Source organism: Streptomyces sp. NPDC003016, from assembly GCF_053591455.1.
In genome coordinates this window covers 87,949-114,236 of sequence record NZ_JBSFTV010000013.1, presented here as the reverse complement: position 1 = coordinate 114,236, position 26,288 = coordinate 87,949, and the positions used below count along the sequence as shown (strand labels likewise).

24 protein-coding genes and 6 pseudogenes are annotated in these 26,288 nt (G+C 69.9%); 9 read left to right on the top strand and 21 right to left on the bottom strand.

Annotation, left to right across the window (positions count from 1 at the left end; genetic code table 11):
* Nucleotides 1-35: 35 nt before the first annotated feature.
* The 5 genes from ACWDZ4_RS13915 to ACWDZ4_RS13895 form a co-directional block, all read right to left on the bottom strand.
* Entirely contained in the window at nucleotides 36-824 is a 789-nt protein-coding gene (locus ACWDZ4_RS13915; protein WP_451508608.1) for a methyltransferase domain-containing protein, read from the bottom strand.
* Nucleotides 825-842: 18 nt separating this feature from the next.
* Nucleotides 843-1,949 (bottom strand): GTP-binding protein, encoded by a 1,107-nt coding sequence (locus ACWDZ4_RS13910; protein WP_451508607.1) that lies wholly within the window; start codon nucleotides 1,947-1,949, stop codon nucleotides 843-845.
* 37 nt (nucleotides 1,950-1,986) lie between these two features.
* Nucleotides 1,987-3,249 carry a GNAT family N-acetyltransferase gene (locus tag ACWDZ4_RS13905; protein WP_451508606.1) on the bottom strand — a complete coding sequence of 421 codons (1,263 nt, stop codon included), beginning with the start codon at nucleotides 3,247-3,249 and terminating at the stop codon, nucleotides 1,987-1,989.
* 30 nt (nucleotides 3,250-3,279) lie between these two features.
* Nucleotides 3,280-4,530 (bottom strand): arsinothricin biosynthesis radical SAM protein ArsL, encoded by a 1,251-nt coding sequence (arsL, locus tag ACWDZ4_RS13900; protein WP_451508605.1) that lies wholly within the window; start codon nucleotides 4,528-4,530, stop codon nucleotides 3,280-3,282.
* A gap of 589 nt (nucleotides 4,531-5,119) precedes the next feature.
* Nucleotides 5,120-5,428, bottom strand: a complete 309-nt coding sequence (locus tag ACWDZ4_RS13895; RefSeq protein ID WP_451508604.1) for an ArsR/SmtB family transcription factor — start codon at nucleotides 5,426-5,428, stop codon at nucleotides 5,120-5,122.
* Nucleotides 5,429-5,517: 89 nt separating this feature from the next.
* On the opposite strand from ACWDZ4_RS13895, the gene ACWDZ4_RS13890 reads away from it, so the two are divergent.
* Nucleotides 5,518-5,925 carry an arsenate reductase ArsC gene (locus ACWDZ4_RS13890; RefSeq protein ID WP_451508603.1) on the top strand — a complete coding sequence of 136 codons (408 nt, stop codon included), beginning with the start codon at nucleotides 5,518-5,520 and terminating at the stop codon, nucleotides 5,923-5,925.
* A 27-nt stretch (nucleotides 5,926-5,952) separates the two neighbouring features.
* Here the strand turns inward: ACWDZ4_RS13890 and ACWDZ4_RS13885 are convergent, their stop codons facing one another.
* The 6 genes and pseudogenes from ACWDZ4_RS13885 to ACWDZ4_RS13860 all read right to left on the bottom strand — a co-directional run bounded on the left by ACWDZ4_RS13885 (nucleotide 5,953) and on the right by ACWDZ4_RS13860 (nucleotide 12,549).
* Nucleotides 5,953-6,318 carry an ArsR/SmtB family transcription factor gene (locus ACWDZ4_RS13885; RefSeq protein WP_451508602.1) on the bottom strand — a complete coding sequence of 122 codons (366 nt, stop codon included), beginning with the start codon at nucleotides 6,316-6,318 and terminating at the stop codon, nucleotides 5,953-5,955.
* A 124-nt stretch (nucleotides 6,319-6,442) separates the two neighbouring features.
* Nucleotides 6,443-7,088: pseudogene (locus ACWDZ4_RS13880) on the bottom strand (pyridine nucleotide-disulfide oxidoreductase); the annotation flags it as partial.
* Nucleotides 7,089-7,543: 455 nt separating this feature from the next.
* Nucleotides 7,544-9,031 (bottom strand): NAD(P)/FAD-dependent oxidoreductase, encoded by a 1,488-nt coding sequence (locus ACWDZ4_RS13875; protein WP_451508601.1) that lies wholly within the window; start codon nucleotides 9,029-9,031, stop codon nucleotides 7,544-7,546.
* A gap of 912 nt (nucleotides 9,032-9,943) precedes the next feature.
* Nucleotides 9,944-11,422: a SulP family inorganic anion transporter gene (locus ACWDZ4_RS13870; RefSeq protein WP_451508600.1), complete on the bottom strand. Its 1,479-nt coding sequence runs from the start codon at nucleotides 11,420-11,422 to the stop codon at nucleotides 9,944-9,946.
* A gap of 14 nt (nucleotides 11,423-11,436) precedes the next feature.
* The gene (locus tag ACWDZ4_RS13865) at nucleotides 11,437-12,018 is read right to left on the bottom strand and encodes a carbonic anhydrase (RefSeq protein WP_451508599.1); all 582 of its coding nucleotides are present in this window, start codon (nucleotides 12,016-12,018) and stop codon (nucleotides 11,437-11,439) included.
* A gap of 366 nt (nucleotides 12,019-12,384) precedes the next feature.
* Nucleotides 12,385-12,549: a hypothetical protein gene (locus ACWDZ4_RS13860; RefSeq protein ID WP_451508674.1), complete on the bottom strand. Its 165-nt coding sequence runs from the start codon at nucleotides 12,547-12,549 to the stop codon at nucleotides 12,385-12,387.
* 89 nt (nucleotides 12,550-12,638) lie between these two features.
* Here ACWDZ4_RS13860 and ACWDZ4_RS13855 point away from each other — a divergent pair.
* Nucleotides 12,639-12,935 (top strand): annotated as a pseudogene (locus ACWDZ4_RS13855) (IS630 family transposase); the annotation flags it as partial.
* A 29-nt stretch (nucleotides 12,936-12,964) separates the two neighbouring features.
* Here the strand turns inward: ACWDZ4_RS13855 and ACWDZ4_RS13850 are convergent.
* The gene (locus tag ACWDZ4_RS13850) at nucleotides 12,965-13,894 is read right to left on the bottom strand and encodes an anti-sigma factor RsbA family regulatory protein (protein ID WP_451508598.1); all 930 of its coding nucleotides are present in this window, start codon (nucleotides 13,892-13,894) and stop codon (nucleotides 12,965-12,967) included.
* Nucleotides 13,894-14,253 (bottom strand): STAS domain-containing protein, encoded by a 360-nt coding sequence (locus tag ACWDZ4_RS13845; RefSeq protein WP_451508597.1) that lies wholly within the window; start codon nucleotides 14,251-14,253, stop codon nucleotides 13,894-13,896. Before ACWDZ4_RS13845 ends, ACWDZ4_RS13850 begins: the two co-directional genes overlap by 1 nt.
* Before the next feature lie 168 nt (nucleotides 14,254-14,421).
* Here ACWDZ4_RS13845 and ACWDZ4_RS13840 point away from each other — a divergent pair.
* Nucleotides 14,422-14,524 (top strand): annotated as a pseudogene (locus ACWDZ4_RS13840) (IS982 family transposase); the annotation flags it as partial.
* Nucleotides 14,525-14,706: 182 nt separating this feature from the next.
* Here ACWDZ4_RS13840 and ACWDZ4_RS13835 read toward each other — a convergent pair.
* A pseudogene (locus ACWDZ4_RS13835) lies at nucleotides 14,707-15,044 on the bottom strand (IS5/IS1182 family transposase); the annotation flags it as partial.
* Nucleotides 15,045-15,226: 182 nt separating this feature from the next.
* Here ACWDZ4_RS13835 and ACWDZ4_RS13830 point away from each other — a divergent pair.
* On the top strand, nucleotides 15,227-16,510 hold the full coding sequence (locus ACWDZ4_RS13830) for a preATP grasp domain-containing protein (RefSeq protein WP_451508596.1): 1,284 nt from the start codon (nucleotides 15,227-15,229) through the stop codon (nucleotides 16,508-16,510).
* An 88-nt stretch (nucleotides 16,511-16,598) separates the two neighbouring features.
* Here ACWDZ4_RS13830 and ACWDZ4_RS13825 read toward each other — a convergent pair whose 3' ends face one another.
* Nucleotides 16,599-17,990 carry a M20/M25/M40 family metallo-hydrolase gene (locus ACWDZ4_RS13825; protein WP_451508595.1) on the bottom strand — a complete coding sequence of 464 codons (1,392 nt, stop codon included), beginning with the start codon at nucleotides 17,988-17,990 and terminating at the stop codon, nucleotides 16,599-16,601.
* Between the two features lie 703 nt (nucleotides 17,991-18,693).
* On the opposite strand from ACWDZ4_RS13825, the gene ACWDZ4_RS13820 reads away from it, so the two are divergent.
* The 3 genes from ACWDZ4_RS13820 (at nucleotide 18,694) to ACWDZ4_RS13810 (ending at nucleotide 21,074) form a co-directional block, all read left to right on the top strand.
* Nucleotides 18,694-19,407, top strand: coding sequence for a phosphodiesterase (locus ACWDZ4_RS13820; protein WP_451508594.1), 714 nt, complete (start codon nucleotides 18,694-18,696; stop codon nucleotides 19,405-19,407).
* Between the two features lie 362 nt (nucleotides 19,408-19,769).
* Nucleotides 19,770-20,069, top strand: coding sequence for a hypothetical protein (locus ACWDZ4_RS13815; protein WP_451508593.1), 300 nt, complete (start codon nucleotides 19,770-19,772; stop codon nucleotides 20,067-20,069).
* A 330-nt stretch (nucleotides 20,070-20,399) separates the two neighbouring features.
* On the top strand, nucleotides 20,400-21,074 hold the full coding sequence (locus tag ACWDZ4_RS13810; protein WP_451508592.1) for a hypothetical protein: 675 nt from the start codon (nucleotides 20,400-20,402) through the stop codon (nucleotides 21,072-21,074).
* A 46-nt stretch (nucleotides 21,075-21,120) separates the two neighbouring features.
* Here the strand turns inward: ACWDZ4_RS13810 and ACWDZ4_RS13805 are convergent, their stop codons facing one another.
* Both ACWDZ4_RS13805 and ACWDZ4_RS13800 read right to left on the bottom strand, forming a co-directional pair.
* Entirely contained in the window at nucleotides 21,121-22,395 is a 1,275-nt protein-coding gene (locus ACWDZ4_RS13805; protein ID WP_451508669.1) for a pectate lyase family protein, read from the bottom strand.
* Nucleotides 22,396-23,009: 614 nt separating this feature from the next.
* On the bottom strand, nucleotides 23,010-23,372 hold the full coding sequence (locus tag ACWDZ4_RS13800; RefSeq protein ID WP_451508591.1) for a transposase: 363 nt from the start codon (nucleotides 23,370-23,372) through the stop codon (nucleotides 23,010-23,012).
* Between the two features lie 129 nt (nucleotides 23,373-23,501).
* Here ACWDZ4_RS13800 and ACWDZ4_RS13795 point away from each other — a divergent pair, with 129 nt between their 5' ends.
* Nucleotides 23,502-23,636: a hypothetical protein gene (locus ACWDZ4_RS13795; protein ID WP_451508590.1), complete on the top strand. Its 135-nt coding sequence runs from the start codon at nucleotides 23,502-23,504 to the stop codon at nucleotides 23,634-23,636.
* 88 nt (nucleotides 23,637-23,724) lie between these two features.
* Here ACWDZ4_RS13795 and ACWDZ4_RS13790 read toward each other — a convergent pair whose 3' ends face one another.
* From ACWDZ4_RS13790 to ACWDZ4_RS13780, 3 genes and pseudogenes are all read right to left on the bottom strand, one after another.
* Complete coding sequence (locus tag ACWDZ4_RS13790) at nucleotides 23,725-24,336, bottom strand: hypothetical protein (protein ID WP_451508589.1); 612 nt, start codon at nucleotides 24,334-24,336, stop codon at nucleotides 23,725-23,727.
* 105 nt (nucleotides 24,337-24,441) lie between these two features.
* A pseudogene (locus tag ACWDZ4_RS13785) lies at nucleotides 24,442-24,708 on the bottom strand (phosphotransferase-like protein); the annotation flags it as partial.
* A gap of 189 nt (nucleotides 24,709-24,897) precedes the next feature.
* Nucleotides 24,898-25,092, bottom strand: a complete 195-nt coding sequence (locus ACWDZ4_RS13780) for a hypothetical protein (RefSeq protein WP_451508588.1) — start codon at nucleotides 25,090-25,092, stop codon at nucleotides 24,898-24,900.
* On the opposite strand from ACWDZ4_RS13780, the pseudogene ACWDZ4_RS13775 reads away from it, so the two are divergent.
* Nucleotides 25,091-25,564: pseudogene (locus tag ACWDZ4_RS13775) on the top strand (DUF6207 family protein); the annotation flags it as partial. The gene ACWDZ4_RS13780 and the pseudogene ACWDZ4_RS13775 sit on opposite strands and share 2 nt — an antisense overlap.
* 112 nt (nucleotides 25,565-25,676) lie before the next feature.
* On the opposite strand, the gene ACWDZ4_RS13770 reads toward ACWDZ4_RS13775, so the two are convergent.
* Nucleotides 25,677-26,024, bottom strand: coding sequence for a hypothetical protein (locus tag ACWDZ4_RS13770; protein ID WP_451508673.1), 348 nt, complete (start codon nucleotides 26,022-26,024; stop codon nucleotides 25,677-25,679).
* Between the last annotated feature and the right edge of the window lie 264 nt (nucleotides 26,025-26,288).

The window sequence follows — 26,288 nt, the reverse complement described above, 5'->3', positions numbered from 1 at the left end:
TCTCGCCGCGGCCGTCGACGCGATGCGGGCGGCTGTCAGCAGCAGGAGCCGCCAGGCGCGCATTCCCGCGCTTCGGCGCTGGGGTCTGCGGGCTTGCGGGCGCGGATGATCGCGGCGTGCAGACCGTCAGCGGCCTCCTGCGTGAGGACGACCTCGGCGTCCTTCAGTCCGACCGCGTCCAGGAGTTCCTTGTACTCGGAGACCGAGAGGGCGCCGGCGATGCACTGGCTGTGTCCGCCCCGCTCGGCCCGCTCCTCGGGGCTGAGGCGGTCCTCGGCGACGACGTCGCTGATGCCGAGGCGGCCACCGGGCGTCAGGACGCGCGCCATCTCGGCGAAGACGGCGGGCTTGTTCAGCGACAGGTTGATCACGCAGTTGGAGATGATCACGTCGACGGTGTCGGCGGGCAGTGGGACGGACTCGATCGTGCCCTTGAGGAGCACGACGTTGTCGATCTCGGCGTCGGCGACGTTGCGGGCTGCGAGGGCGAGCATCTCCTCCAGGAAGTCCAGGCCGAAGACGCGGCCGTCGGGGCCGACGCGGCGGGCGCTGAGGATGACGTCCAGGCCGCCCCCGGAGCCCAGGTCCAGAACCGTTTCTCCTTCGCGGAGTTCGGCGACGGCGCTCGGGTTGCCGCACCCGAGGCTTGCGAGCAGCGCGGCGTCCGGGGCCGTGCCGGGGCCGATCTCGTCGTAGGCGGCCGGGCCAAAGGTCCGCGGGTCCGGGGAGCAGCAGGCACCGCTGCTTTCGGCCTCGGCGGCCTTGGCCCGGTAGTACTCGCGCACCTCGTCCTGCAGCGTCCCGGCGGTGGTGGTGTCGGTCATGTCAGGTGGTCCTTCGGGTCAGGCGCCGGCGGGGGCGAGGCGGTGCACCGGGCGGGGGTAGGAGGGCTTGAACGACACCGGGGTGGTGGCCGAGGAGGTGACGCCGGCGGCGCGGCCGGCTGCCTCGACCGCCTGGGTCACGGCGCTGTCCAGCGCGTCGGGCTCGCAGGCGATGCGGGCGTTGACGACGGCCCGGCCACCGGTGGGCGCGGAGGCGGCGGCGCGGTCGAGTGTGGGCTCGGCGCCGGATTCGGTGAGGCTGAGCTTGGCGAAGTCGCCGTCGGCCAGTTCGACGGTGATCTTCGCATGGCCGATCACCGCGTCGTTCTGCAGGGCCCAGGTGGACAGGTCCTCGAGGACCGTGCGGGCCCAGGTGGTCGCATCGAAGCTGTCGCCTGCCGCGGTCAGGTCCAGTTCCTGGTTCATCCAGGCGAGCTGTGCCTCGGCGGCGGCGTAGCGGTCGTAGTCGATGTCGAGCCGGACGTCCTCGTTGGTGGCGGGGGCCTGCCACGCCCCGAGCAGCGAGTCGAGGTGCTTCCCCGTGCCTGCGGAGTAGCCGACGACCCTGGCGTTCGGGTGGGCCTTGCGCAGGTTGTCGAGGAGGTCTTCGGCCCGCTCGGCGCCGATGGTGTCCAGCTTGTTCACGGCGATGACGTCCGCCTCGGTGAGCTGCTGGCGGAAGAGGTAGGACAGGTCCGACTCCGGCTCCCCTCGCTCAGCCGCACGCGCGAAGGCAAGGTGACGCAGGGGGTCGACCACGGTGGTCAGCGGCGCGACGACCATGTCCTGGCCGTAGTACCGGCGCAGGGGCCGCACCACGGTGGCCTGCAGGTCGGTGCAGCTTCCGACGGCCTCCGCGATCACCGTGTCGACGTCGTCCGAGGAGACGAGGGCGACGATCGCCTCGACGAGGTCCTCGAACTTGCAGCAGAAACAGCCGCCGGTGACCTCTGCGACGCTGTCGAGCTTGCTGCGCACCAGTTTCGTGTCGACCAGTTCCACGCCCTGGTCGTTGGTGATGACCGCGACCCTGCGCCCCTGCTCCTGCAGCGCCAGGGCCGTGGCCGTCATGGTCGTGGTCTTGCCCGCCCCGAGGAAACCGGTCAGGGGGATGAAGGTGATCATGTTGTCCTTCTCGTCCTTGTCGTTGTTCCCGGGCGGATCAGCTGCAGCAGCCGCTGTCGGCGGAGTTGCCCAGCAGGGGAAGGCTCGCGGGCTGGGCGGGCGCGGGGGCCGCGTCACCGAACGCGGCCCGCCGGCTTTGGCCGAAGGCCTCCAGCCACGCCGCGGCCCGGGGCCGCAGAGCGGGGTCGGACAGCAGCACCGAGGTGGTGACGGCGCGCGGGGTACAGCCTCGAAGGGCCTTCGCCTGGTGGGCGCCGGCGCCGAACTCGACGGTGCGCAGCCCTTCGGCGTAGGCGTCGCGGACGGGTGCGTCGAGGACCAGGGCGAAGTAGATGCCGCTGCGCTCGCCGATCGTCGCGTAGTCGAAGCCCGCCCACTTGGGGAAGAGCCGGTGGTTCTTGCGGATCGTGACACATGTGGCGACCAGGGCGCCGTCCTTGTAGCCGAGGTAGGCGCGCACGTCCGCGCCCTCGTCGATCAGGGCCGCGAGGATGCCGACGATGTGCTCGGGCTCCTCCCCCGCCCCGTTCTTCTCGCGGTTGAGGCAGGTCAGCTCCGCGATACGGGCCACGTAGGGCCGGATCTCGGTGCCGTCGACGCGCTGGATGGTGACGCCGGCCGCCTCGGCACGGCGCACGTCGCCCTTGATGCGCTGGCGCTTCTTGAGCGGCAGGGCGGCGAGGTGCCCCTGCCAGTCCGGTGCGTCCAGGCTCATGAAGTCCTCGTAGCCCCAGAAGGTGCTCTGCCCGCCGGCGGCGTCGAACGCCTTGACCAGAGCCTCGTTGCCCCGGCGCTCCGGTATCCAGGGGGCGACGATGCAGCGGACACCGGCCTCGAACGCGGCGGGCACCAGCTTCTCGACGATGGCCCCCATCAGGGTGGGCGTCCAGAAGTTGTAGGCCATCTCCGTCCGGTAACCCAGGGGGGAACCGAGCAGCAGGGTCGGGAAGAAGGGCTCGGTGCCCAGGGCGTCGACCTCGGCGCTGCGCGCGGCGTCGGTCTCGGCGCCGCAGCAGACTTCCTGTCCGGAGGGTGCCTGCCGGCCCAGGTAGGTGCGCGGCTCGTGGTCGACGACCGGCGGCGTGGTGAGGATGTAACCGGGCAGGAGGGCGAGTTCGCCGCGGGCTCGGTGGGCGATGGTGTGCCAGGGCTGCGCCTCGGGGAGAACCTTCTCCGTCGCGCGCAGCCAGGTGGGGCCGAGGTAGGGCGAGGAGTCGGTGAGGGCGGCGAGTTCGCCGGACCAGTCCATGTCCGGCAGGGCCTGGCCGGTCGAGATGACAACGCGGGGTGATCCACCCATGTCAGTGTCCTTGTCTTGTGGGCGGGCGGGTCAGCACTTCACGCAGCAGCGGATCTTGCCGGCGTCCTCGGCGTCCGTGCGGCGTTCCTGCCACAGCTCCTCGACGCGCTTGTCGGGGTGGGTCCACTCGACCCAGAAGCCGCGGTCGACGGTGGCGATGTCTTCCATCCACGGCGAGGACAGCAGCGGGGAGCCCTTGAACAGCAGCAGCCGGGTCTGCAGCGCGGTGGGGTCGGTGACGCGGGCCAGGCCCGTGTCCACCAGCCAGTCTTCGAAGCCGAGGAGTTCCTCGTACTCGATCCACGGCGTGAACGGGATGAAGGTCGGGTACAGCTCGAAACCGATCCGCTCCGCTTCGGCGATCGCGTCGCGCATGTGGTCGACGTCGATGTGCTTGTCGAAGATCCGCAGGATCCGGTTCGAGGGGAACTCCAGCGCGCACGTGACGCGGCGCAGGCCCAGCGAGACGAGCTTCTCCAGCTCCTTGGTGTAGTCCAGGACGTGGTCGACGCGCGTAGTGAACTCGAACGTGATCGGGCCGATGGCCTCGACCAGGCGCTCGACGACTCCGATGCCGATGGTGCGGGAGTTGAAGAACTCGGCGTCGATGAAGCAGAAGTGGCGCACGCCCTCCTCCGCGAGCTGCAGCGCGTCGGCCAGGACGGTGTCGGCGTCGAAGGCCGCGACTCCCCCGTCGTAGGCGCCGTAGACGGAGCAGTACGTGCACTTGTGGTGGCAGCCTCGCGAGACCTCGATGTTGCCCATCAGCCCGAACGGCGAGTGGTGCGCCGGGTAGTGGACGAGGGAGGGGAAGAGGTCGCGGGCGGGCCTGGGCACGGAGATACGCCGGCGCGGGGGCTTGGGCCGCATGCCATGGCGGGTCATCAGGGCGGGGACGGCATCGAGGGCGAGGGTGCCTGCGGCGAGCTGGGCGAGCTCCTCGCTGACGAGCTCGGGTTCCTCCATGACGATGCCGTCGACGACCTCGAGGAACTCGCGGTGGTTCATCTGCGCGTACTGGCCGAAGGTGACGACGGTGGTGCCGTAGGTCTCGGACACCCTGCGGGCGAGGCTGATGCCGCGCTCGAGGCCCTCGAACTGCTGGACGGACACCAGCGTGAGGTCGAAGGGCCCTTCGGGAAGGGCGTCGGGCCGCAGGTGGGCGTCCCAGCCGACCACGTCGGCGCCGTGGTGTTGCAGCGCGGCGGCCGCGCACGCGGATGTCAGAGGTTGGAGCTCGGCTTCGAAAGCAGAGGTGACGAGCACACGGGGTTGGCTCACACTTCCCCCCCAGGGAGTGATCAAGGAATGCGACGGGTCGTGATCGGGCTGGGTCTGGGCCCGGATCGGCAGCGACTCTGTCGGCCGACGGCCGGAACCCTGCCAGCGTTAAGCGATGTATGTCAATAGATCGATGAATGACCGAAGAGCGATGGGCGCCCATCGGACGCCCGGGCGAAGCGCGACTGGCCTGTTCTGACCGGGTTGAGGGTCACTGGGCGGTTGGCCGAACCGCGCGATCTACCGTCAGATGCCTTTGCCCCATGGCTCCGGGACGGCTGCGAAGAGGGCGGTGCGCCTGCACCGCCAGCCCCCGCCGATGACTGCGCCAGAGTGTCGGCGCAGTCGATGACCAGCCGAAATCAATCGGTAACCATCGATACCGGGAGCGGCGTCGGCGTTCCACGATTCAATCGATGGGTGGCGCCGACTGGCGTGACGGCGTCCTTCGCGGGGCTCGCCGGGAAGGCCCTCAGGAGGTACCTTTGCGGCTGGATCGCGACGCCCGCGCATGCCCTGGGTCAGGTGTGCAGGGCGTCGGGTGTGGGCCGCTCATCCGCGCGAATCGAGCCCAGGGGGGTCGTGAGGGCTAGCCGCAGAGGCGTTTGGTGTGCGCGGCCTCTCGTGAGCTTTCGGCCAGGCCGCCGAAGAACGCCGAGAGAGCATCGAACATCTCGGGGTCAAGCTTGTAGTAGGTGAAGCGCCCGCACGGCTCGGTCGCGACGACGGACGCTTCCCTCAGGACGCGCAGGTGGTTGGAGAGATTCGTCTGCCGGGCGCCCGTCTCCTGGACGAGATGGGACGTGCACAGTGATTCACGGGCGAGCAGGCACACGATGCGGAGTCTGAGCGGGTCCGCCAGGGCCCGGAGGAGCTCCATATTTACCGACGTCAGCACGGTCTGATCGTGACACATCAATCACAACCGGTGTCCACCGCGCCCACCAGCAACTCCCATGGCTGTGAGGGGATATGAGGAGAAAACAGATGCCCGGCAGGCCCTCCGTCCTGTTCGTGTGCGTGCACAACGCCGGCCGTTCCCAGATGGCTGCGGCGTGGCTGCGCCACTTGGCCGGCGACCGGATCGAGGTCCGTTCGGCGGGCTCGGCACCGGCTTCTTCGGTGAATCCGGCCGCGGTGGAGGCGATGCGGGAGGTCGGCATCGACATGTCCGCCGAGATCCCGAAGATTCTCACCGTGAAGGCGGTCAAGGAATCCGACGTGTGCATCACGATGGGCTGCGGCGACACCTGCCCCGTCTTCCCGGGCAAGCGCTACCTGGACTGGGAACTCAAGGACCCCGCCGGTCAGGGCGTCGAGGCGGTGCGCCCCGTCCGCGACGAGATCAGAGAACTCGTGGAGCGCCTCATCGCCGACATCGAGTCGCCGGGGTGAGGGACGCGGTGCGGCGCCGCGCGGGCATCAGTCCGTAGCGGGGAAGACCCGTTGTTGCAGCTCGCGCAGGGCCTGCGGCCGCAGCGAGAACCATGCCCATGTGCCTCGCTGCTGTCTGCGCAGGAAACCGGCGTTCATGAGGATCTTCAGGTGGCGGCTCACCGTCGACTGCGCCAGCTGCATGGAGGTGGTGAGGTCGCACACGCACAGCTCACCGGCCGGAGCCTGGTGGATCAGATGGATCATCTGCAGCCGGGCCGGGTCGGCGAGCGCCTTCAGCCTGGAGGCCATCAGCTCGACCTCCTCGCGGTCGATCAGCCGGCCCGGGGCGCAAGGACTGCAACGCTCTTCGCTCAGATCTTCGATCGGTATGTCCGTCGCAGAGATAGCCATCCGCTCACCATACGAGAACGCAAGATCTGTTCGCGAACCGTGAGGCGCTCCCGGGTGAGGCGTTCACCGGCCGTTCACTCCACCCAACCGCCGCTCCTCGGCGAGGAGTTGGCCGAACCGGATAATCCGCGATCTGACGGGCGGCTTCGCGGGCGGGACGGCCGAGGCCGATGAGCGTGGCGGAGGCGGGGCCGGTCCAGCCTCCGTGGCCAAGCAGGTGCAGACGCGGTTCGGCGACGGCCCGGGTACCGGTCCTCGGTATACGGCCGCGCGTGCCGCGCAGACCCAGCGGAGCGGGATGGGACAGGGCGGAGCGAAAGCCCGTGCACCGGGTGATCGCATCGGCCTCGGCGGTCGTGCCGTCCGCCCACGCGACCCCGTTCGGGATGAGGCGGCTGAACATCGGCCGGGGCTTGAGGAGTTCCGCGCCGCGGGCTGTCGAACAGGTGGCACCGCGACGATGTCACCGGGCGGGGCCACTCCCCCGGTGTCCGCGCGGCCCGCGGCCAGCGCCCGGCGCCCGGCGTCCGGCGGCGGGCCGCGGCGGGCGACAGCGGGCAGCGGGCGACAGCGGGCGCGTCGAACAGGGCGCGGCCGTCGATGTCGTCGGGGAGGTAGCGCGGCGAGCGCGTCGTCACCCAGGTCGGCTCGGTCCTGCAGGCGGGATCGGCGGCGATCGGGGCGCCGGAGTCGCCGCCGCCGACCACGGCGACGCGCTGCCCGGCGAAATCCTCGGCCGACCGGTAACCACCGGCGTGCGACCGGACGCCGGCCACCAAGATCCATTGCCAGGGTGGCCACTCCAAGGAATCGGCCTCGGTTCGCGCGTGACCCGCACGTCCGGTCGGCCCGGCCCTCGTACGGCCGGGTGCGCGGTCGGCCCAGGCCGAGTCGGGGGCCCGGATGGCCTCCAGGACCGGCTGGAGCCGCGGGCTGTCGTGTCACTGGCCTGCCACGCCCAGCAGCGACAACGGCTTCTGCTCCTGCTCAACCACCAACTGCAGCTTCGTGATCAGCCCTGTGCCGGGTGAATCAGAGGTCATGGGTGGGTCCGCCTCCGTCGGTGGGCGACTGCCGGGAGCCCGGCTGTCGTCAGGCTTCCCGGTCGTGGCCCCGGGGCCCGCCTCCGGACGTGTTCACTCGGAGGTGTTCGGAGAGCCACGTGTGGATGGCGAGGGCGCCGAGTCTGCCCTGATCCGTATCCGGCCGACGCCGTCCTGGGCGATCAGGCCCCGGTAAGGCCGGCGCCATGGTGCTTGCGTGCAGCGCGCAGGTACGGGGCGAGCCTGCGGACCCCTTCGTCCGGTTCGTTGTTCAGGGCGTTGAGGACTTCCGGGAGCAGGGCAACGGGCTCTTCGAGATGACGGTAGAGGGATTCGGCGGTCTGCCGGTGATGCCGGACCACAGGGGAGGGGTCGACGCAGTACGGCAGGTAGATGCCCAGGATCAGGGAGGCGTCGATCTCATGCTCGACGAAGTCGTCGATGGCTCCTTGCACCGTGGATTGCTCGATCGGCGGCCGCTCAGGTGCGAAATGGGTGAAGGAGGCGTCGGTACGGCCAGTGTCCAAAATGAGGTCGGTGATGTGACGGGCGATGACGGGTGAGCTGTGGAGGCCGTCACGATAGGTGCCGGTGGCGAAGACCAGGCGGCCGCAGGAGGCCATATGCCCGATGAGGGGGAAACCGTCGAGTGCCACCGGGCGACGGCCGTGCAACCAACGCTGGATGCTCGAATTTCCCAGGCGGCGGTCGAGTTGCTCGCTGGCGCCGCGCAGCAGGTTGAACGCTACTCCGAGACCGGGGCCCTTGTCGGACCGAAATGACAGAATGTTCGTCGCTCCGATGTACTCCAGGCCCTTGCCGGCCAGCGGCACGAGGTGGAGGCCGCACGCGCCGGCCTGGTTCGGCGTGCGGACCACGTGCCGGAATCCGGGGTATGCCTCCCGCTGCGCCTGCACGGCCAGCCCAGTACCGTGCAGCATCGGCGGGACCGCCCCCTGCGGCAGTTGCTCGATGAAGTGCTGGGTGGTGCTTCCCGCAGCCAGCACCACCGTTCCTGCCGCCATCCGGTCACCGCCGGCCAGCCGCACGCCCGTGACCCGGCCACCGGACATCTGCAGGCCCTCGACCACATCCCCTACCATCTGCACGTTGTGGCGTTCCAGAGCCTTCTCGAGCAGAGCGAGGATCTCGCGGGCGTCGACGGAACCTTCCCGGTGCAGGTGCAGTGCCCGCACAGGGCGTGCGTTCAGCTCCGGGCTCATGCCCTCGATGTCCTCGAAGGTCACTTCGGTGAAGGGTTCCTCGTACTCGAGCAGAGCCGCCTCGATGGCGTGGAAGTTGTTGATCGTCTGGTCGGCAGCCCGCGCGCCCAGCAGGACGAACGTGCCCTCCGTCCACGACCGTGATTCCCCCGCCGCGCCAGCCGCCTCACGCAGGCGGCCAAACCAGGAGGGCCACGCATCCAGCGCCTCCCGGGCGATGGTGAACTTCGCGCTCGCGGCCGGATGGGTGAACGTGGAGGTGGTGACCTCGGCGAAGCAGTTCAGCATCGCCCCGGCGGCCGCCGATGCCGCCCCTTCCCGCACCGTGGGCCCCACCACTGCGACACGTAGTTCCGGAGCCCGCTGAGTGAGTTCGAAGGCGATGGACATGCCGATGACACCATTGCCGACCACTAGCACATCGAGCGCGGGACGAGTCGCCTCCACGTTGTCTCCACAAGGAGTCTTCCCCCTCGCGAGAGGGGGCCAGGTACAGAGAAACGGCACAGTACTCAACCAGCCCGGCTCACCCGTCTCCACACGCCGGACGATCAGCCGGCTCAGAAACCGCACTCGTCTCATGAGAGATTCAGCGCCGCCCCGGCCGATGGGTCACCAGCCCGTCAGGAGGCGTCCGGACCAACTCGGCAGTCGCCCGTTTGCGGGCGGGTGCGGCACGTCACCGGGCCGGCCCGCGGGGACCGCGCAGCGGGTGCGCCTCGTCGGACGCTCCTTGCCACCGGTGTCCTTCATCGTCCGCTGGAAGAACCGGGCGTACTTCTCCAGCTCGTCGGTGATTTCCTCAGCCGTCCCGTGGCAGTTGCCGACCTCGATGGACAGCAGGGGGACGTCGTCCCGGGGGCGCCGAAAACGGTGAACCGTCCCCCCATCCTGCGGCTCCCGGGAACGCTGGGGGATGATCTCCGGAGTGTTCCGAGTGCCTCCCCCGCCGGGGAGGCGACCTCTTCGTTCCTGTGCCGGATCGCGGCCCGCTACGGGCTGGAGGAGCAGGTGTTGCCGTCCTGTCGGCAGTGGCGTAGCCACTGCCCCGGCACGAAGGCGGGGGTGCGCGGGCGGACGCGGAGGTACTGCTGAATGCGGCAGCCTGAACGGACCATCGGGCGGTTGGCCGTGGGCGCGCAGGAGTTGTTCAATGCACTGGATTCCGGTGGATTGCCCGTTGTCCGGGCACCGGGCGTAGCGGATCGGCGGGACCTCAACGTTGTTGCCGGCGCGCTGGGTGCCACGGTCGGGTCGGTCCTCGTTCGTGCTGCTGCGACGAGCCGCCCGGCCGAAGGCTCGGGTCGAGCCTTCGGCCGGGCGACAGATCCCTACGACGAGATCCCTACGGCGAGATCCTTACGGCGCCGTGGCCCTCACCGGTTCCGTGGTCGTGACCTTCACCGGTTCGGTGTCGGGTGCGCTGTGCCGCTGGGCCCAGTTGTGCAGGGCTGTGCGGCAGGCGTGGTCGAGGTGGTGCAGCCCGGACAGGTCCACCTCGATCGGCCGGTCCTGCGGAAGGGCCTCCAGGCTGTCGAGTATCTTCGGCAGCCGCAGGAAGGTCGCGTTGCCCGTCAGGTACACCTGAATCGGCCCGGCGCCCTTGTCTATGACCTCTGTCTTCAGGTGCGACGCCTCCCAGGCGGTCTTGATCACCGCCAGGGCCAGACCGATGAGCACGCCCTCGAACATGTTCACGGCCACGATCGACACGGCCGTGACCACCAAGATCAACGCCTCACCCCTGTGGCCCCGCCACATCCCGGCGATCTGGCGGAACGGAATCAGCTTCCAGCCCGCGTGCACCAGGATGCCGGCGAGCGCGGGCAGCGGGATCAGCGCCAGCGCGGAGGGCAGCGCGGCGGCGAACAGCAGCAGCCACACGCCGTGCAGCACACGCGACGCCTTGGTCTTCGCGCCCGCGTTGACGTTGGCGGAGCTGCGCACGATCACCGCGGTCATCGGCAGCGCGCCGAGCAGACCGCACACCGTGTTGCCCCCGCCCTGGGCGATCATCTCCTTGTCGTACTGGGTGCGCGGACCGTCGTGCAGCCGGTCCACCGCGGCCGCGCTGAACAGCGACTCGGCGGAGGCGATCAGCGCGAACGCGATGATCGTGCCCCAGATGGCCGGGCTGGCGAGCTCACCGAAGGCGTCGGCGCCGGGCGGCTGGATGACGCCGAGCAGACCCTCCACCTCGACGGTGGCGACTGGCAGGCCGAAGGCGAGCGAGGCGACCGTGGCCAGCAGTACCGCGGCGAGGGCGCCGGGCACGGCCTGTGCCTTCTTCGGCATCTTCTTCCACAGCACGATGACGGCGATGGTGCCCACGCCGATCACGAGCGAGACGAGCGCCTTGGTGCTGCCGAGGGCGTCGGCGAACGCCCCGGGCAGGCCGGCGATCTTGCCGATGCCGGTCTCCGGGGCCTTCAGACCCGCCGCCGCGTAGATCTGCCCGGCGATGATCACCAGGCCGATGCCGCAGAGCATGCCCTCGACGACGGAGACGGATATCGCCCGGAACCAGCGGCCGATCCTGAGGAAGCCCATGGCGAGCTGGAGCAGTCCGGACATCAGCACGATCACGCCGAGCGCGGCTGCTCCGAACTCGCTGACCGCCTCGAAGACCAGCACGGTCAGGCCCGCGGCCGGCCCCGAAACCTGAAGACTGCTGCCGGGCAGCAGGCCGGTGAACAGGCCGCCCACGATGCCAGTGACCAGGCCCAGTTCCGCGGGGACTCCGGAGGCGACCGCCACGCCGACGCACAGCGGCACGGCGACCAGGAAGACGACGACGGAGGCGGCGAAGTCCTGCCGCAGGTGAGGGAACTTCGACATCGCAGTCAGCCCCTTCACAGTGCCTCGAACGTGTCGGACTCCGCGCGGTGTTCGCGCACGGCCCCGGTGTGCACCTCGTAGTACCAGCCGTGCAGCCGGAGTCGGCCCGCCTGCAGGCGCTGCTCGATGCTCGGGTAGGAGCACAGTCGCAGCAGCTGCGCCAGGACGTGGTTCTGCACGGCCTCGGCGACCGTCGGGTCGGCGGGGTCGGAGCACTTGGGTTCGTCGGCGGCGTGCGTGAGCCAGTCACGCACGGCGGGTACGGCGTTCAGGTCGTCGCCGCGCACCAGCGCGCCGACGGCGCCGCAGTGGGAGTGGCCGCAGACCACGATGTGCTGGACGCCGAGCACCTCGACGGCGTACTCGATGGTGGCCGCCTCGCCGGTGGGGTGCTCGGAGGCGTAAGACGGGACGATGTTGCCCGCGGTGCGCAGTTCGAAGAGCTGGCCGGGGCGGGCGCCGGTGATCAGGGCCGGGACGACCCGGGAGTCGGCGCAGGTGATGAACAGGACCTCTGGCGCCTGGCCTTGGGCGAGGCCTGCGAACTCCTCAGGGCGCTGTCCGAACGTGCGGGCGTTGTCGATGAGGGGCTGCATGCGGTGATTCCTCCTGGCGCGCTGACGGCGCGTCGGGCTGACGGGGGCGGGGTCGGGCGCCGCTCGGCGGCGGGACCCGGAGGCGGCCGGTGTGCGGGCCACGCCGGGGCGCGGCGGATGCGGTTGCGGTTGCGGACCACCCCCTCTCCTCTTGGCACGCACGCCGAACTTCACCAAGGAAAGTCAAAGACAAGGTCAATGAAGGGTAATGGCGCAGGTGGGGTCGGATTGTGAAGAGTTTTTGAAGTAACAGTGTTTCCGACTGAAAACAGCTGGAAGTCGACGGAAAACCGCCCCGGGGTCGGAGGGGCGCGAGGCGTCGGCGGCGTGCGCGGCGGCCGGGGTGGGGTACGGCGTCGCCGGGGCTCACCGCCGTGCGGCGGTCCCGGAGCCCGGTACGCGCCGCGCGGCGGGGTTCGGACGGCCGTCGGGGCGGCCCGGTGCGGATGATCGCAGCCGGTCGAACACGGCCTGGGCGATGGCCGGGGCGACGGTGGTCGCGGCCGCCTTCCAGGCGGCGTCGGTGTTCACCCCGCAGATGCCGAACCCCCGTCCGGCATGAAGAGCAGGCCCGTGTCGGCCACCGTCGGGCCGAGGGTCCCGGCGGCGCGGCCGTCCACCAGGGCCGCACCGGGGGCCGCCGCGGCCAGGCACCCGTGGCGCAGGTCACCACCGCGGTCACCAAACGCATCTCTATGGCTGCGCTGATCTGCACCAGGGCCGGCCTCCGGTCGCGGCTGATCTACCGCATCCACCTCGACCGCGGTCCCGCCGAAGGGCGGCGCAGAGGCTTCACCGAGCCCGACTACGCCCGCCTGCTCGACGCCGCACACCAGCCCGGCGGACCGATCGCCCTGGTCCAGGACAATCCGAACACGGACGTCAACCGCACCATGCGGCAGCTGATCGGCACCCGATCAAGGAAGCGCGAGCTGTTGAGGCAGGATCAGTAGCCGCTGATGTAGCAGCGGATGGTTGTGCCGTCGGGACCGGTGTGGATGCGTACGAGGTCTGCCAGATAGTGAACCAGCAGCAAACCCCGGCCGCCCTGCTGGGCTGGCGTGGCTGGGCGGCGTCCGGCGAGCGGATCGCTCAGGTGCCCGTGGTCGCGGACCTCGAGCACCACTTGGCCGTCGTCGGTCCATACCCGTATGGTGCCCGAACCCCCGCCGTGCACGACGCTGTTGGTGGTCAACTCGGCCACGATCAGAGCCACGTCCTCCAGGCGGATCCCGGACAGGCCGAACCGTGCGGCCCGCTCGACCGCGAAGTGCCGGACGCCCGGCAGCCCGTCGGCGTCATAGACGAGCTCTTCCGTCGTCGCTGGATGTGCCAAGGGGCGGTTGTAGTCCGTAACCACCTGCTCGGGTGCGTAGGCGGTACTGAGCCGCTCTTCGCCCCCGGAGATAACGACGGGGTGGGTCGCATACGCGTCGGTGAGTACCTGCTCGTCGAGGCGTTCGGCATCGTAGGGGCAGAGAATGGTGACTTCCCGGCCTTCGAATGCCGGATTGATCAGCGCCTCGTGCTGGACGCACGCGGGATACTCCACGCTGCTGCGGCCGACCCAGATCGGCTCACCGATGATCCGCACTCGCGTCTCCCGATGAGCGTCCGCGAAAGCGCGCAGCACCCTCGGGATGATCCGTCCGGGGTTGCGCCCCACCTCGGTCATGTCGAGGAACCGTACATCCGGGGCATCCGCGCCCAGGGCCGCCCTGAGGATCGCCAGGTTCGGCCCGGGCACGGCAACCGCCACCGGCTCCCCGGCCTTCAACCCGTCGCGGATGAAGGGCACCGTGCCGTGCAGGTACTCCGTCTCGCCTCGGTAGAACAAGGCGGGATGAACGAAGGGTTCGGTGGTCTGGACGGTCATCACGCCACCACCTCGAGGGCGGGCAGATCCGGCCAGAACATGTCCATGACCCGCCGCAACGCGGCAGGCGGCCCTTCCAGCACGATGCGTCGTCCCTCCGGAAGGGTCTGGGCGGCTGCCGCCAGAGCAGAGACACCAGCGACGTCGACGAAGGTGATCGCGGAAAGCTCCAAGTGGCACGCCTCTTCGTCGCTCAGGGCAAGCTGGTGCAGCGTCTGTTCCCAGGCGGGGCGCGTGGTCAGACTGATCTCGCCGACCGCTTGCCAGCCCGGCCGGTCCGGCAACGGGTGCACGCTCAAAGCGCCCGGAGGCCGGGCGGGCGATGCTGCCAACGCATCCGCCTCCCCTGAACTGTCCACGCCGTCACCCCTGGGTTACCTGCTGTTTGATTTCCCAGTATCCCCTACCGGTGAAGTGAACGTACGGCAGGGCGGAGGCGGCTTCTGCAGGCCGCTCCGATGTCAGCGACGGACCGGCGCCGGGCCGCGTCTGGAGGTAGCTGTGGACGGTGCAGGCAGTTCACGGCGAGGTGGCTCCGGCATGCCCGGGTCCACCCGCGGCTCCTCTTCCCGTACCTGCCGCAGCAACCCGGCTACGACAAGCGGCTGCGCGAGGCCGCCGACCTGCTCCGTCGTATCAGCCGGACCCTGGCCGCCGCCCGGCCCGCAAGGGCGAACAGCAGCGGCCTGGCGGACCCCTGTCCAAGCCGCTGCGGCAGGTCGTCGGCACCGGACATGGCACCCTCCGTTCGCTGACTCCATACGGTCACTGACCCTTGGAATCGATCACCCAGGGCCTGTATGAGGTTGCGATCAGTGGTGGTCCCGCAGGAGGCCGTCGGTCCAGGTCATTGAGGTCGCTGAGGCGCGGAGGTGCGAGCCCGCGAGGTGACTCCCGGGTGTCTCGTCGTATCGGGTGGTAATGCCTCGCCACGCCTTCACCTTGTTGATCAGGTCTTCGGCAGTGTTCCGTTCCCTGGAGAGACTGGGGTCGTGACGGACGGGCCGGCCGCCTCGTGTGCCCTTCTTCTTGCGGTGGGCGGCCCGGTCCTTCTTTTCCGGGATGACGGCTTTGACACTGCGCTTGCGCAGGTGGGAGCGTCGCCGCGGGACGAGTGGGCCTCGCCCGCGGCGACGGCTCCCGGCCTGGACGGACCGCCACCGCCTTTGGGAGACCGGGTCGGCCACCCGAGTCGGCCGCACCGGAACCACTCCCCATGCGACTGCGGTCGGAGCGGTGGTACGCCCCTCTCGACGTATCCCTTGCGGATCTTCTGGCCGACCTACCATTGTGGAACGCCTGCACTCGTCTCCGCTGTATGAATGGATCAGAATGACGCAGCAGACATCGGACGGCCGCGGGCCCACGTTGGTGTACGCGAACTTCGTTTCCGATCTGGCCCTCGGCCTCGAAGCATCCGAGGTGCTCGATCGATGGGCCGAGCAGGCACCGCGCAAGGTGTGGCTGCTCAGCCCGGGCGACGTACTGCTGACGCCTGTGCCGCTCAGCGCCGCTTTCCATCGGTACGCGGCGCAGCTGCTGGCCGTGTGCCCGGAGGAGGTGACTGCCGTTGTGGTGCCGCCGCGGCCGGGTGCCTCGATGGCGGATGCCGTGAGAGGCGCCGGCTTGATGGACAGGATCCGGGAGCTGGCTCAGGAGCGACCGGGTATCGCGCTGTTGCCGACAGCGCTGGACAGCTCCTCCGTCGGCTTTGCCCGGGAGGTGGGCGTACCGGTCGCTCCGTACGGGAGGGGCGGGCCCACCACGCAGGCGTTGCGCGTCGTCTCCTCGCTCAATACGAAGTCGGGCTTCCGGGACATCGCTTCGACACTCGGCATGAGGGTGCCGCAGGGTGTCGTCTGCCAGCACGCGGATCTTCGCACGCATGTCGAGGAAATGGTGAAGAAGCACGGTGAGGTGGTGCTCAAACCAGACCGGTCGGCCGGAGGCCACGGTATGAGCTTCCTTTCGGCTTCGCAGTCACAGCTGCCCGTCGCCGGCCCCGGTCTGGACGGCCTGTGGGTCGTCGAGGAACGGCTGGAGGTGGCCCACTCCGTCAGCATCCAGCTCAGCACTGGGCCGCAGGGCAGCGTCATGGCGTACAGCGGTGAAATGCGGACCAAGGAGTGTTCCTTCATCGGGTACGAGGCTCCGCTGCGGGGGCTCGCGGCGACCGCGGCTGATGAACTCGAACAGTGGGGTACGAAGCTCGGCGATCACCTCGCACACCACGGTTATGCCGGCCCGTTCAGCCTGGACGCGGTGGTCACGCACGACGGCACCTTGTTCGCCAACGAGAGCAACGTACGCCGGACGGCCACCACCACACCGCACGCGATGGTCACCAGACTCGCCCGCGCGGCAGGCCTGCACCGCCCCGCATGGCTCCTGGGCCGTCGCCGCTCTGCGAAGACGTACACCTTCGTGGAGGCGGTGCGGTTGCTCGAGGACAGCGAACTGGCGTGGAGCCGCGAGCGGCGTGAGGGCGTCGTCCTCTACATGGACGAGCCGGTGGATGGCCACACCTGGCGGTACGCCGTCATCAGCGGGCCCGAGGACGGCCGGCTGGCCGCCCTTGAGGCACGCCTGGCCCGGACCATGGCCTTCGAAGACTGAGTGCGCGCGAACACACGGGACCGCGTGCCGGGTGACGCTGCGCACAGCGTGCCCCGAGTCCCTCCTCAGGTCGCGCGGCCCCAGGGCCTCAGGCCATCGCTGCCGGCAGGGCGGACAGCCAGTGGGCCAGGGTCTCGGCGCCCTGGACAAGAGCCCGCACCTCGGCCCTTTCGTCACCGCTGTGCCAGCGGTCCTCCAGCAGGCCGGTGCCGTAGAAGAGCACGGGTGCCTCAACGGCCCGGGCAAGCTGGGCGGCAGGAGCCGCGCCGCCGTTGCGCATGTGGACGGCCGACGCCCCGAGAGTGCGGCTGATCGCACGCTCCAGCGCCGTGAAGGCAGGGTGGTCCGTGGGTGTCGTGTACGGGTCCGACCGGCTGGAGGGAAGATCGAGGTCGAAGGTGAAACCGGACGGGATCCGCTCCTCGACCCACTCCCGCACCCGCTGTGCGATGTCATCCGCCTGCTGGCAGGGCACCAGACGGAACACCAGGCCCGCCGTGGCGGTGGCAGGAACAACCCCCAGCCCCGGAAGGTCCGGGTGACCGCCGAGCATGCTCGTCACCTCCGCGGCCGGCCGCAGCCATACGCGCTCCAGGATGCTGAACCCCGCCTCCCCCCGTGCGCCGAAGGTGCCGGTCCGGGCAAGCCATTCCGGCTCGTCAGGTGCGATGGCGGCGAGCTGCGCCCGCTCACGTGCCGACGGGTCTTCCACCTGATCGTAGAACCCGGGGACGGCGACACGTCCGCTCTCGTCATGAAGAGAGCCGAGCAGCCGGGACAGCTCTGTGAGCGGATTGCCGGCCGCTCCCGACACGGCCCCGTTGTGGATGTCGTACCGTGCCGCGCTCACAGTGAGCGCAGCGCTGACCGAGCCACGCACGCCGGTGCACACCGCCGGCTTGTCCGTCGACCACAGCATCGTGTCGGAGACCATGACCACGTCGGCCTGCAGCTCTTGGCGGTGCTGGGCCAGCAGGCTGTCGAGATGGACGGAGCCGATCTCCTCCTCCCCCTCGATCAGGAACTTCACCGTGACCGCCGGGGCGCGACGGCCTGTCGCCGCGAGGTGTGCCCGCAGCGCCCACACGTGGCACATCACCTGGCCTTTCGCATCCGATGCGCCCCGTCCGTGCAACCGGCCTTCCCGCAGTACGCCCGCGAAGGGCTCCGTCTCGTACCACTCCTCGTCGATGACGGCGTTGACGTCATGGTGACTGTAGACAAGCACCGTCGGGGCGTCGGGACGGTGAGCGGGCCAGCACGCATAGACAGCGGGAAGCCCGTCCGTCCGCCATTCCTCGACTACGGGAAACCCCGAGTCCCGTAAGAACGCGGCCAGCCAGCGGGCCGATCGGGTCACGTCCACCACGTGGCCGGTGTCGCTGGAGACGGAAGGGATACGGACCCATTGCGCCAACCGTTCCATCATGACGTCCGTCTGCTGCGCCACGACATCACGCACCGAAGCCCTGTCGGTCAACCGTCGCTCCCTTCCGCCCGGACACAGGCATACACCCGAACGCCGTCACCCGCCGGTACATGTACCCCGTCCTGCGCACGGGACGAAGGCCGGCCTCCCCCCTCACGCGTCGCCCGGCCTCAGGTGATGGACACCCTGTTGATCACGGCAGCGCCGGGCATGGCCGGTCCCACAATCAAGCCAGCCTATTGGCACACCGCGCCGCACCACTCCGACGGCCACCGGCGTTGCGACAAGTGAGGTGCCCAAACACCTGACTGGACGCAAACGGCAACGACGACCGGCAGAAGCGCGGACCATCGGCGGTCGCGAGCAGAGCTCCTGGACCGCATGAGCACCGGACGCCGGACCGGGAGGCCGTTTCACGGACGGCGGCATTGTTGCGCCACACCGTGGGCAGGCTCGGAGCCTGACGCGACGCCGCCTGCACCGCCTGACCGTCGGCTCCCTCCTGACCGTCGGCACCCCCTGACCGTCGGCACCGACGGCGCGACCCGGCTGCGACTACAGGCCTTGACCCGTTTGCCGGGCGCTGCCATGCACCGGACCGCCGTGACTGGCGATACCGGGATACGACTGGCTGTGCGCCTGGAGACACCGGCAGAGGATTCGTTCCTCCGGGCACGGGCACCCGCGACGGTACGCGCATCGCCGAGAGGAGCGGATCTCGTTGACCCACGACACGTCGACTGCGGGGAAGCGTATGAAAACGCCCACGGGCACCGGGCTCGTCGCACGGGCCGCGCGGAGCATCGCGCACTGGCGCCACGCACCGGCGCTGCACCCGTTCGGGGTCAGCTGCGACGGTGTGCTCGCCGTGCAGCCGTCCGGCCCTGCCTGGGGCGAGCCGTGGCTCGACACGCCGGGGGACTACCAGGTGCGGATGAGGTGGTCGCGTGCCGTCGGGCTGCCCGGACGGCTGCCGGACGCCCTGGGACTTGCGCTGCGCGTGCACAGCGCCGGAGGCGCCGGGCGCTCCCTGGACCTACTGCTGACCAGCAGCGGCACCGGGCGACGGACCAGACATCTGCCCCTGCCGCGCTTTGACGCCCTGGTCGGACCGTACTCCACACTCCTCGCCTACCGGGTCGGCGAGCACGAGGCGCTGCTGGCCGCCCACCCGGACATGACCTCGCCCCTCGTACCAAGCGGCCTCGCGACTCTGCGCACGACGCTCCAGGCCGGGCCGCTGACGTTTCACCTGTGCGCGGCGCTGCCCGGACAGGGGTGGCGCGCTCTGGGCACACTCACCACCGGCCCGCCCCACGACCTCCCCGCCGAAGAGACCGTCTCGTACGACCCGTACCTGAACCACCTGCCGCGCCTGCACCCGACGGCCCGGTTCAGCGGGCTGCGGGAAGCCGCCTACGCTGCTTCCCGGGCGGGACGTCGAGCGGCCGGCCGCGCCGGCTCGTGAACTCTCCCGCGGCCATGGAGCCCGCGGCAGGGTGTGACCGCCCTGCGGCGTCCAGGACCACCACACGCGGCCGTCGCCCGGCGAAGACCTGGCATCCGACCCCGTCGGCGGCGTCCAGCCCGAGGCCGACGAGGGCGGGCCCCCGCAACCAGCCGGCCAGTCGGACAGCCCCGGCCACGCGGGCCTTGCCGCGGCCGACCCGCGTGGCCGGGGCAAGGGGGGCCGCCCACCGGCCGAGGGGGTCGTGCCTGCCGCATCAGCACCGAAGCCGCTTATGTGGAACGATCCCTGCGGCATCCCTAGCACCGGAAGTGAGACAGAGCCGTCAAATTGACACACCCGTTCAATTGTGGGCCGGGGCCATGCCGGAACAGCGGCGCGAGCAGCTGGAGGAAGAGGAAATCGACGCGTACTGGTGCCCGGCATCGCCGGTGACGTGGCAGTGGTGCCTCCACCTCACCCGGCTGCACCTGGATGACGGTGGGACGCTGCCCGCCACGGTGGGCGAGGTCGTACGCCAGGGCGAGAATCCGGGGCGGTGGGTGACGACGGCGAGGCTCGGGTGGGATCAGCTCACCGGCGTGCGGCAACGGAGCAGGGCCACCCCGTTGCCGCCGGAGCGGATGGAGCAGTTGTCCGCGATCGGAATGCGCTGGGGGTGAGGGGTGTGCTCTGTGAGTCTCCGGGCAAGCGGGGCCGGTGGGTTTCCCGCTGTGTGCCAGGATGCGTCGATGGACGACCTCATACGCGCAGGGGAACGCATCGGGAGCTGGTTTCGAGAGCACCGGTGCGCTGGCGCTGTCTCCGAACTGCACCCGCCTGTCTCCGAAGAGGTCATCCGGTCCCTCCAGGACACCATCCCGTACCCGCTTCATCCGCATCTCGCGCAGTGGCCTGGAATCCGCGGCGGCGCCCCCGTGTAGGACGCCCCCGTCTGGCCGGGCGGCTACGTCCCGTACGACATCGAAGCGCTCAAGGGCGGGCCGGAGTCCATGGAGGAAATACTCGAAGAGTTCGACGAGCAGCGTGATGAGGATCCCGGGCACTGGATTCTGGATCCGTGCGCGGACCCGCTGTGGCTTCCCCTTGCCGGTACGAACACGGGGAAGAGCCTCGTCATCGACCACCGGCCCGGCGACACCTACGGCAACATCATCGAGATCGACTATGAGGGCGGAGAGGTCACCGCGGTCCGCTGGAAGAATCTGGGGGAGATGATCAGGCTGACGGCCGAGTCCCTGGAGTCCGGACCCCTTATGCCGTACTCGCGCGTTCCGCAACTGGACGAAGGCCCACCCGGCCGCCTCAACTGGAAGTTGGAGGAGATCCAGGACCAGGACGCGAGAAGCCCCCTCCCGCGGACCGGCGGGAAGGGGCTTCTCCTCTGTACCTGCTACGGCCTGACCGGGCCGGGGACATCGATGAAGTACGCATCGTTGTCCAGCATTCGACGCCTGGTGCAGAAGCCCGAGAGGCGGGGTCCAGCACGCTCGTTCTGGGTTCCGGCCATGGTGGCGCGGGCGCACTTCTCCGTAGAGGTGGGTGCGGTGTTCGGCGGCCGGGGCCAACGCGCTGCCGGTCGCCGAACACACCACAGGGTGCGGCCGCGGGCGGACGGCCGTGTGCGGCGCGAGCCCGCCATGAGCACTCCGGGAGATGAGTGGTGAGCGGAGCGGAGAAGCAGCCAAGACGAGTGAGGCCTGGGCGTGGTGCTTACCGGACGCGGCCCGCGCCCGCCCCCCGCGCCACAGCGCGGTCCGCCCGCACCGCGCTGTCGACTGGGCCGTGCAGGGAGGGCTTCCAGCCGACGTCACCGGTCAGGTCGCGTTCGCTGCCGGAGTTGTAGGCGTTGTGGATCGCCAACAGGTCGACCGGGAAGCCGTTGAAAGAAGTCCCGCTCTGGTGCAGGGCGGTACCGTTCCAGCTCTTCACCAGATCCGCCGCCTCGACGTGGCCCGGCGTGGTGAAGGAGTTGTTCTCCGCGTAGATCGCCGACTCGGTGGAGACCCCGATCGAGTACCGGTAGTCGTGGGCATCGGCCGGAACGACGTACCGGTTGTTGTACAGGTGCACTTGGCCGTAGCGGACGCGCGGGGCGCGCTGTACGACGCCTTGGAACTCGTTGTGATGCAGGGTGACGCGCAGTCTGCCGCGGTCACCGGCCGCGGAGTCGCTGTTGCCGATCAGCATGGCCTTGTCGTGGTCGGCGAACCGGCTCCAGGAGACGGTCACCAGGTCCGATCCCTGGGTGATGTCCAACAGGCCGTCGTGGCGCAGGTAGTTGCGGCCGAAGTAGGCCGGCTCGTCCTCATCAAGGTGGCCCTTGTCGCTGGCGGTGACGTGGTCGATCCACACATGGGAGGCGCCGCGCAGCCAGATGGTGTCGTACGCGGCCTTCCAGTCTCCGAGACCCCCGGTGTTGGGCTGCCAGACGGGGAAGCAGTCGAAGGCGTCACGCAGTTCGAGGTTGCGCACGATGACGTTGCCCGCGTTCTCGATCTGCAGACTGGCTCCCTTGAGTACGGCGCCGGAACCGAGCCCGACGATCGTGGTGTTGGAGCCGACCGGGAGCTCCACCCGCTCGGCCTGGCGCGCGGCCGACGCCTTCCTGGCCTCCTCCTGCGGACCGGCCGGTTTGGCGGAGCCCCAGGTGCGCGGGTCGTAAGCGGCCAGGTACTCCTTCAGGCCGTAGCCGCCGGTGACGTAGTCGGCGCAGTCCAGGCGGTGGCCCTGGTCGTCGGTGTTGGCGTCGACGACCCCGGCGACTTTGATGATCTTCGGGGTGCTGCTGCCGCCGTCCAGGGCACGGGCCAGCTCCGCCCGGTTGCGTACGGTGAACACATGGCCCTGGTCGGCCGCAGCGCCCCCGTCGGTACCTCCCTGCGCAGCCGCCCAGCCGTCGTTGGGTGCGAGCGTCTCGCGGCTGATGTCGCGGGTCTCGGCGGCGGCGGTGGCGCCGGCGCCACCGCCGGCCAACAGGGCTCCCACCGCGGTGAGACGGAGCGCTGCACGGAGGATGGGCACGGGCGTCATATACGTCTCCCGGATCGTGTACCGCGTCTCATATATGACGCATGAAGTACGACGCCATGAAGCTAGGGAGGCACCAAGCGTTTCGTCAACTCTCCTGACAAATTAATTTCCATCAGCTGGAGGAGTCGTGCGGTCGGACTGAGCCGTGGCGTCCGCGCGCTTCGTGCACTCCTCCGAAGTCCGTGACTGAGCGCGCCGGACGGTGGGGCGCTGCGGACAGGCGGGAGAGGCAACCACGACGCGGCGTCGGCGTTGACCTGCGACCCACACCCGCCGGGGACCGTGCTCCACCGGTCGCGTCGCAGTACCAAGGGCCGGTACCGCGCGGTTCGGTAGGACCTTCGGTGGGCTACGGGGCGGCCCTTGCCGCAGCGTGAAGAGGGCTGGGGGAAGACCGCGTCGGGGGTGTCGGGGCCGTGCGGGTTCACCACGGCGGGCAGGTGCCGGACCCGTTGCCGAGGTCGGTCTCCACAGACCGCTCGGCGGCCGGATGGTCAGCGTTTGCGTGATGTCGTCGACGTTGACCGCTGCGGTGACCACCTTGAGCGGGGTGCCCTTCCCGTCGCAGATCAGGCAGTGCTTACTGCCCGTCTTCCCGGGATCGGCCGACGACGGGCCGGCGACCTCGCCCCCTTTTCCGCGCGAATGTGGGAGGCATCCACACAGGCTCGCGACCAATCGGGTTCGCCGGCCGCGCGCAACTGACCGAGCAGAATGCGGTGCAGCTGGTCGAACACGCCGGCCTCGTACCACCGGCCCAGCCTGCGCCAGCAGGTCTGTCCGGAGCCGGACCCCAGCTCCAGCTCCAGCAGTTGCCAGCCGATGTCGTGGTAGAGCACGTACAGGATGCCCCGCAGGGACAGCCGGTCATGCACCGGCTTCGGGCCGGGCGCCTTCTGCGGCCAGGGCGGCAGCAGCGGCTCGATCCGCATCCACAAGTCGTCGCCCACGAGCCACGGCCGAGCGCCCACACCTCTCGAACGGCGGAATCGTCACACCGGTCACGCCCGACCGGGAGTGTCCAGTCGACGGCGGATCTGCTGATCAAGGAGAGACGCCGGGTGAGCGAGATGACGATCATGCACGAGTCCGTCGAGGAACTGGCCGGTAGTGAGATGCCGTCGGCCGCGTACGACGGGAAGCGCCCGGCTGAGAAATCCCAGCCGGGCGCTTGTCCGGGTCCCGCACTCCACTGACCGACCGTCAGCGATTAATGGTCACGGGGTGCGATGTCGTGGACCGGTGCTTCCTGTCCTGCCGCAGCGACCCGCTCACCGGAGGTGTTCAACAGGGGAGAGTGGTCTTGCCGGCAGCGCCGGTGGCGCCGGTGGTACCGTCCGCGAACATCGTGGCGGCGGTGCCGTTGCCGCCGGGCTTGCCCGGGCACACCGGGCTGGCCGCGCCGCCGGCGCCGCCTGTGCCGCCCGTGTGGCCGCCCCCGACCTTGGAGGCGCCGCCGTTGCCGCCCTTGCCACCGGCGATGCCGGCACCGGCATCGCCTACGCCGCCCACGCCGCCTTTGCCGCCGGTGCCGCCGAGCTTGGCCTCTCCGCCGTAGCCGCCGTTGCCGCCGTTGCCGTTGGCGCCGCCGGCGCCACCCGTGCCCCCGGCCCCGCCGACGCTCGCGCTGCCGGTGGCGTTGCCGCCGGCGCCGCCGTTGCCTCCGTTGCCGTTGGCACCCGCGGCGCCACCGGTGCCGCCGAGGCCGCCGATACCGCCGAGGATCCCGACGCCGTTGGCGCCGTTGGCGCCGGGGGCCCCGGCAGCGTGGTGAGTCCGGGCGCTGCCCGTGCCGGGCTGGGCGGAGGCGAGGACGGGAGTAACGGTGAGGCCGGCTACGGCGATCGCCGCGATCAGGAAGGTCCGGGCAGTGGCCGTGGTGCGCATGGAGCGCATGAGGTACTTCCTTCGGTTTGTGCAGGTGGAGAGATTCTCCGCCTGACAACCCTCAACGTAGGGAAGCACGACACACTGCGCATCCTAAAGGATGATCAAATGTCTTTAAATAGACTGAATCATCAAACTTTGGCTGTAAATACCTAGTTCTGAATCTGTCACAGACGATGCTCCGTCTCCCGTCGCTTCCCCACCCGCGACACCGTGGAGTGCCATCGACTCGGCATACGTGGTATCCACCTCCTGGTCGTGGACCACGCCCCGGTGGACCGCATCCGCCTGGGACGCGGCCATCCCGATGACCCGATCACCTCGTGCGACCTCACGGTCTGCCACAACCGCACTGTCACACCGAACGCCGACCCACAGCACGCCGCGATTGCAGCAGGGCGGGGCCGCCCGGCCGGGATGGGGTGAACAGCAGGGGCCCGGTAGCCGTCGAACTTGGCCTCGAACGCCGGGCTGCCCGGCAGGACGCCCGGCACGGGCACGCTCCCCCGGTCCTGGGCGAGCATCGGCTCCACCGGAGGTCTTCAGCACCACTGCGCGCCCCGGCCTGGCTCAGCCGAGATAGTTCTCGGGATACGCAGGCTTCTGCACCTTCCAGAACTCAGCCGTGCAGCCCGACGGCAGGGGCGGAACGCGGTGCCCCTTCGCCTCCGTGCTCCAGTGATGCTCGCCGTCGCAATCGCACGCGTAGACCCCTCCGGCGGACACGATCTCACCGGGATGCCACGACGACTTCTCCTGACTCATGGCTCCTGTCTACGACGGCGCTGCGCACTGCGCGACCCGGGCGGTCTCCCGGGGGTTCGTTCGCCGGAGTCCGCGCGCTCGGGGTAGCGCGGACTCCGGCGAGAGGGGCAACAGCCTTAAGGTCCCGTCCTGTCGTCGGACCGCAAGCTGCACCTGTCTCTGCCTCTGTCCAATGGCCCCGTCGCACCCGCGCGACCGGCGAGCGGCAGTACGCCTACGGCTCTCACCCATCCGGGCGGTCATGCGGCCGCCAGCGAGCAGGGCCGTGGCCCCGGTCGTCGCCAGGGGCATGCGCATCGACGAACAGCACACCACCGAATCCGGCCTGGCCGTCCTGGACGTCACCTCTGCCGACGAAGACACCATTCGCGCGGTAACGGACGGCTTCCCACAGCGGTGGGCAGCCTCCGGCATCACCCCGGTATGGCTCACCCCGGGAGAAGCCGGGGTGCGAGCACGGGTATACGCCGGTATCCGACGCCCCGCCACCACTGGACAGAGGACGCGACGTCCGACACCGGGCGCCCGGGCGAGCCGCCACGCGGGTGGGCTTGCCCAGGGTCACCTTCGGCTTGCCCAGGCCGTCAGCGGCCGGCCACTTCGAGATAGCGGGCGCGGCGCCGGTCCGGGACGCCGACGCCGATCTCGTACCAGGGCTCACCTCGCTTCAGCCGGGGCAGCGTGTTCACCCAGACTGCGCTGGTGATGCCGTGCACTGCGGCCGTGAGCGCCTGGCGGCGGTTGTCGAGCCGGCGCTCCGCCTTGCCCGCCAGGACGACGTGCAGCCGTGGGAAGCGCTGGCACCGGGTGTGGCGGTGGCGCTGCCGGAACGGGTACGTGGTGCCGACGGCGCCGCGGACTCCCTCCCGGACGCGGTGCCCGGTGTAGCGCTCGTAGTCCCCGACCTCACGGGCGAGGCGGACCTGAGTCATGGCGCCCAGAACGGGCCAGTGGTGTGGGACACCAGAGGTCAGCTCGCCTTCGAGCCGCTGCAGAGCCGGCTTCAACGCCCGCGGCGCCCGGCCCGCCCCGGCGCCGCGGGCACGTCCGCGCGGACGCCGACGTACAGCACAAACCTTGACGCCCGGGTCCATCACCCTCGCTGAGGTCGATGGACCCGACATCCCGACATGAAGAGCCCACGCCCGAGGAGCTCCAGAGGATCCAGGTCTCAGACGGAGCTGTCAGAACGCGGT

Bases quoted from the DNA above. Each gene is read 5' to 3' on its own strand.
- ACWDZ4_RS13915 (WP_451508608.1), bottom strand. From the start codon at position 824: ATGACCGACACCACCACCGCCGGGACGCTGCAGGACGAGGTGCGCGAG.
- ACWDZ4_RS13910 (WP_451508607.1), bottom strand. From the start codon at position 1,949: ATGATCACCTTCATCCCCCTGACCGGTTTCCTCGGGGCGGGCAAGACC.
- ACWDZ4_RS13905 (WP_451508606.1), bottom strand. From the start codon at position 3,249: ATGGGTGGATCACCCCGCGTTGTCATCTCGACCGGCCAGGCCCTGCCG.
- ACWDZ4_RS13890 (WP_451508603.1), top strand. From the start codon at position 5,518: ATGCCCGGCAGGCCCTCCGTCCTGTTCGTGTGCGTGCACAACGCCGGC.
- ACWDZ4_RS13885 (WP_451508602.1), bottom strand. From the start codon at position 6,318: ATGGCTATCTCTGCGACGGACATACCGATCGAAGATCTGAGCGAAGAG.
- ACWDZ4_RS13870 (WP_451508600.1), bottom strand. From the start codon at position 11,422: ATGTCGAAGTTCCCTCACCTGCGGCAGGACTTCGCCGCCTCCGTCGTC.
- ACWDZ4_RS13865 (WP_451508599.1), bottom strand. From the start codon at position 12,018: ATGCAGCCCCTCATCGACAACGCCCGCACGTTCGGACAGCGCCCTGAG.
- ACWDZ4_RS13850 (WP_451508598.1), bottom strand. From the start codon at position 13,894: ATGACCGTCCAGACCACCGAACCCTTCGTTCATCCCGCCTTGTTCTAC.
- ACWDZ4_RS13830 (WP_451508596.1), top strand. From the start codon at position 15,227: ATGACGCAGCAGACATCGGACGGCCGCGGGCCCACGTTGGTGTACGCG.
- ACWDZ4_RS13820 (WP_451508594.1), top strand. From the start codon at position 18,694: ATGAAAACGCCCACGGGCACCGGGCTCGTCGCACGGGCCGCGCGGAGC.
- ACWDZ4_RS13815 (WP_451508593.1), top strand. From the start codon at position 19,770: ATGCCGGAACAGCGGCGCGAGCAGCTGGAGGAAGAGGAAATCGACGCG.
- ACWDZ4_RS13810 (WP_451508592.1), top strand. From the start codon at position 20,400: ATGGAGGAAATACTCGAAGAGTTCGACGAGCAGCGTGATGAGGATCCC.
- ACWDZ4_RS13800 (WP_451508591.1), bottom strand. From the start codon at position 23,372: ATGCGGATCGAGCCGCTGCTGCCGCCCTGGCCGCAGAAGGCGCCCGGC.
- ACWDZ4_RS13790 (WP_451508589.1), bottom strand. From the start codon at position 24,336: ATGCGCTCCATGCGCACCACGGCCACTGCCCGGACCTTCCTGATCGCG.
- ACWDZ4_RS13780 (WP_451508588.1), bottom strand. From the start codon at position 25,092: ATGAGTCAGGAGAAGTCGTCGTGGCATCCCGGTGAGATCGTGTCCGCC.
- ACWDZ4_RS13770 (WP_451508673.1), bottom strand. From the start codon at position 26,024: ATGACTCAGGTCCGCCTCGCCCGTGAGGTCGGGGACTACGAGCGCTAC.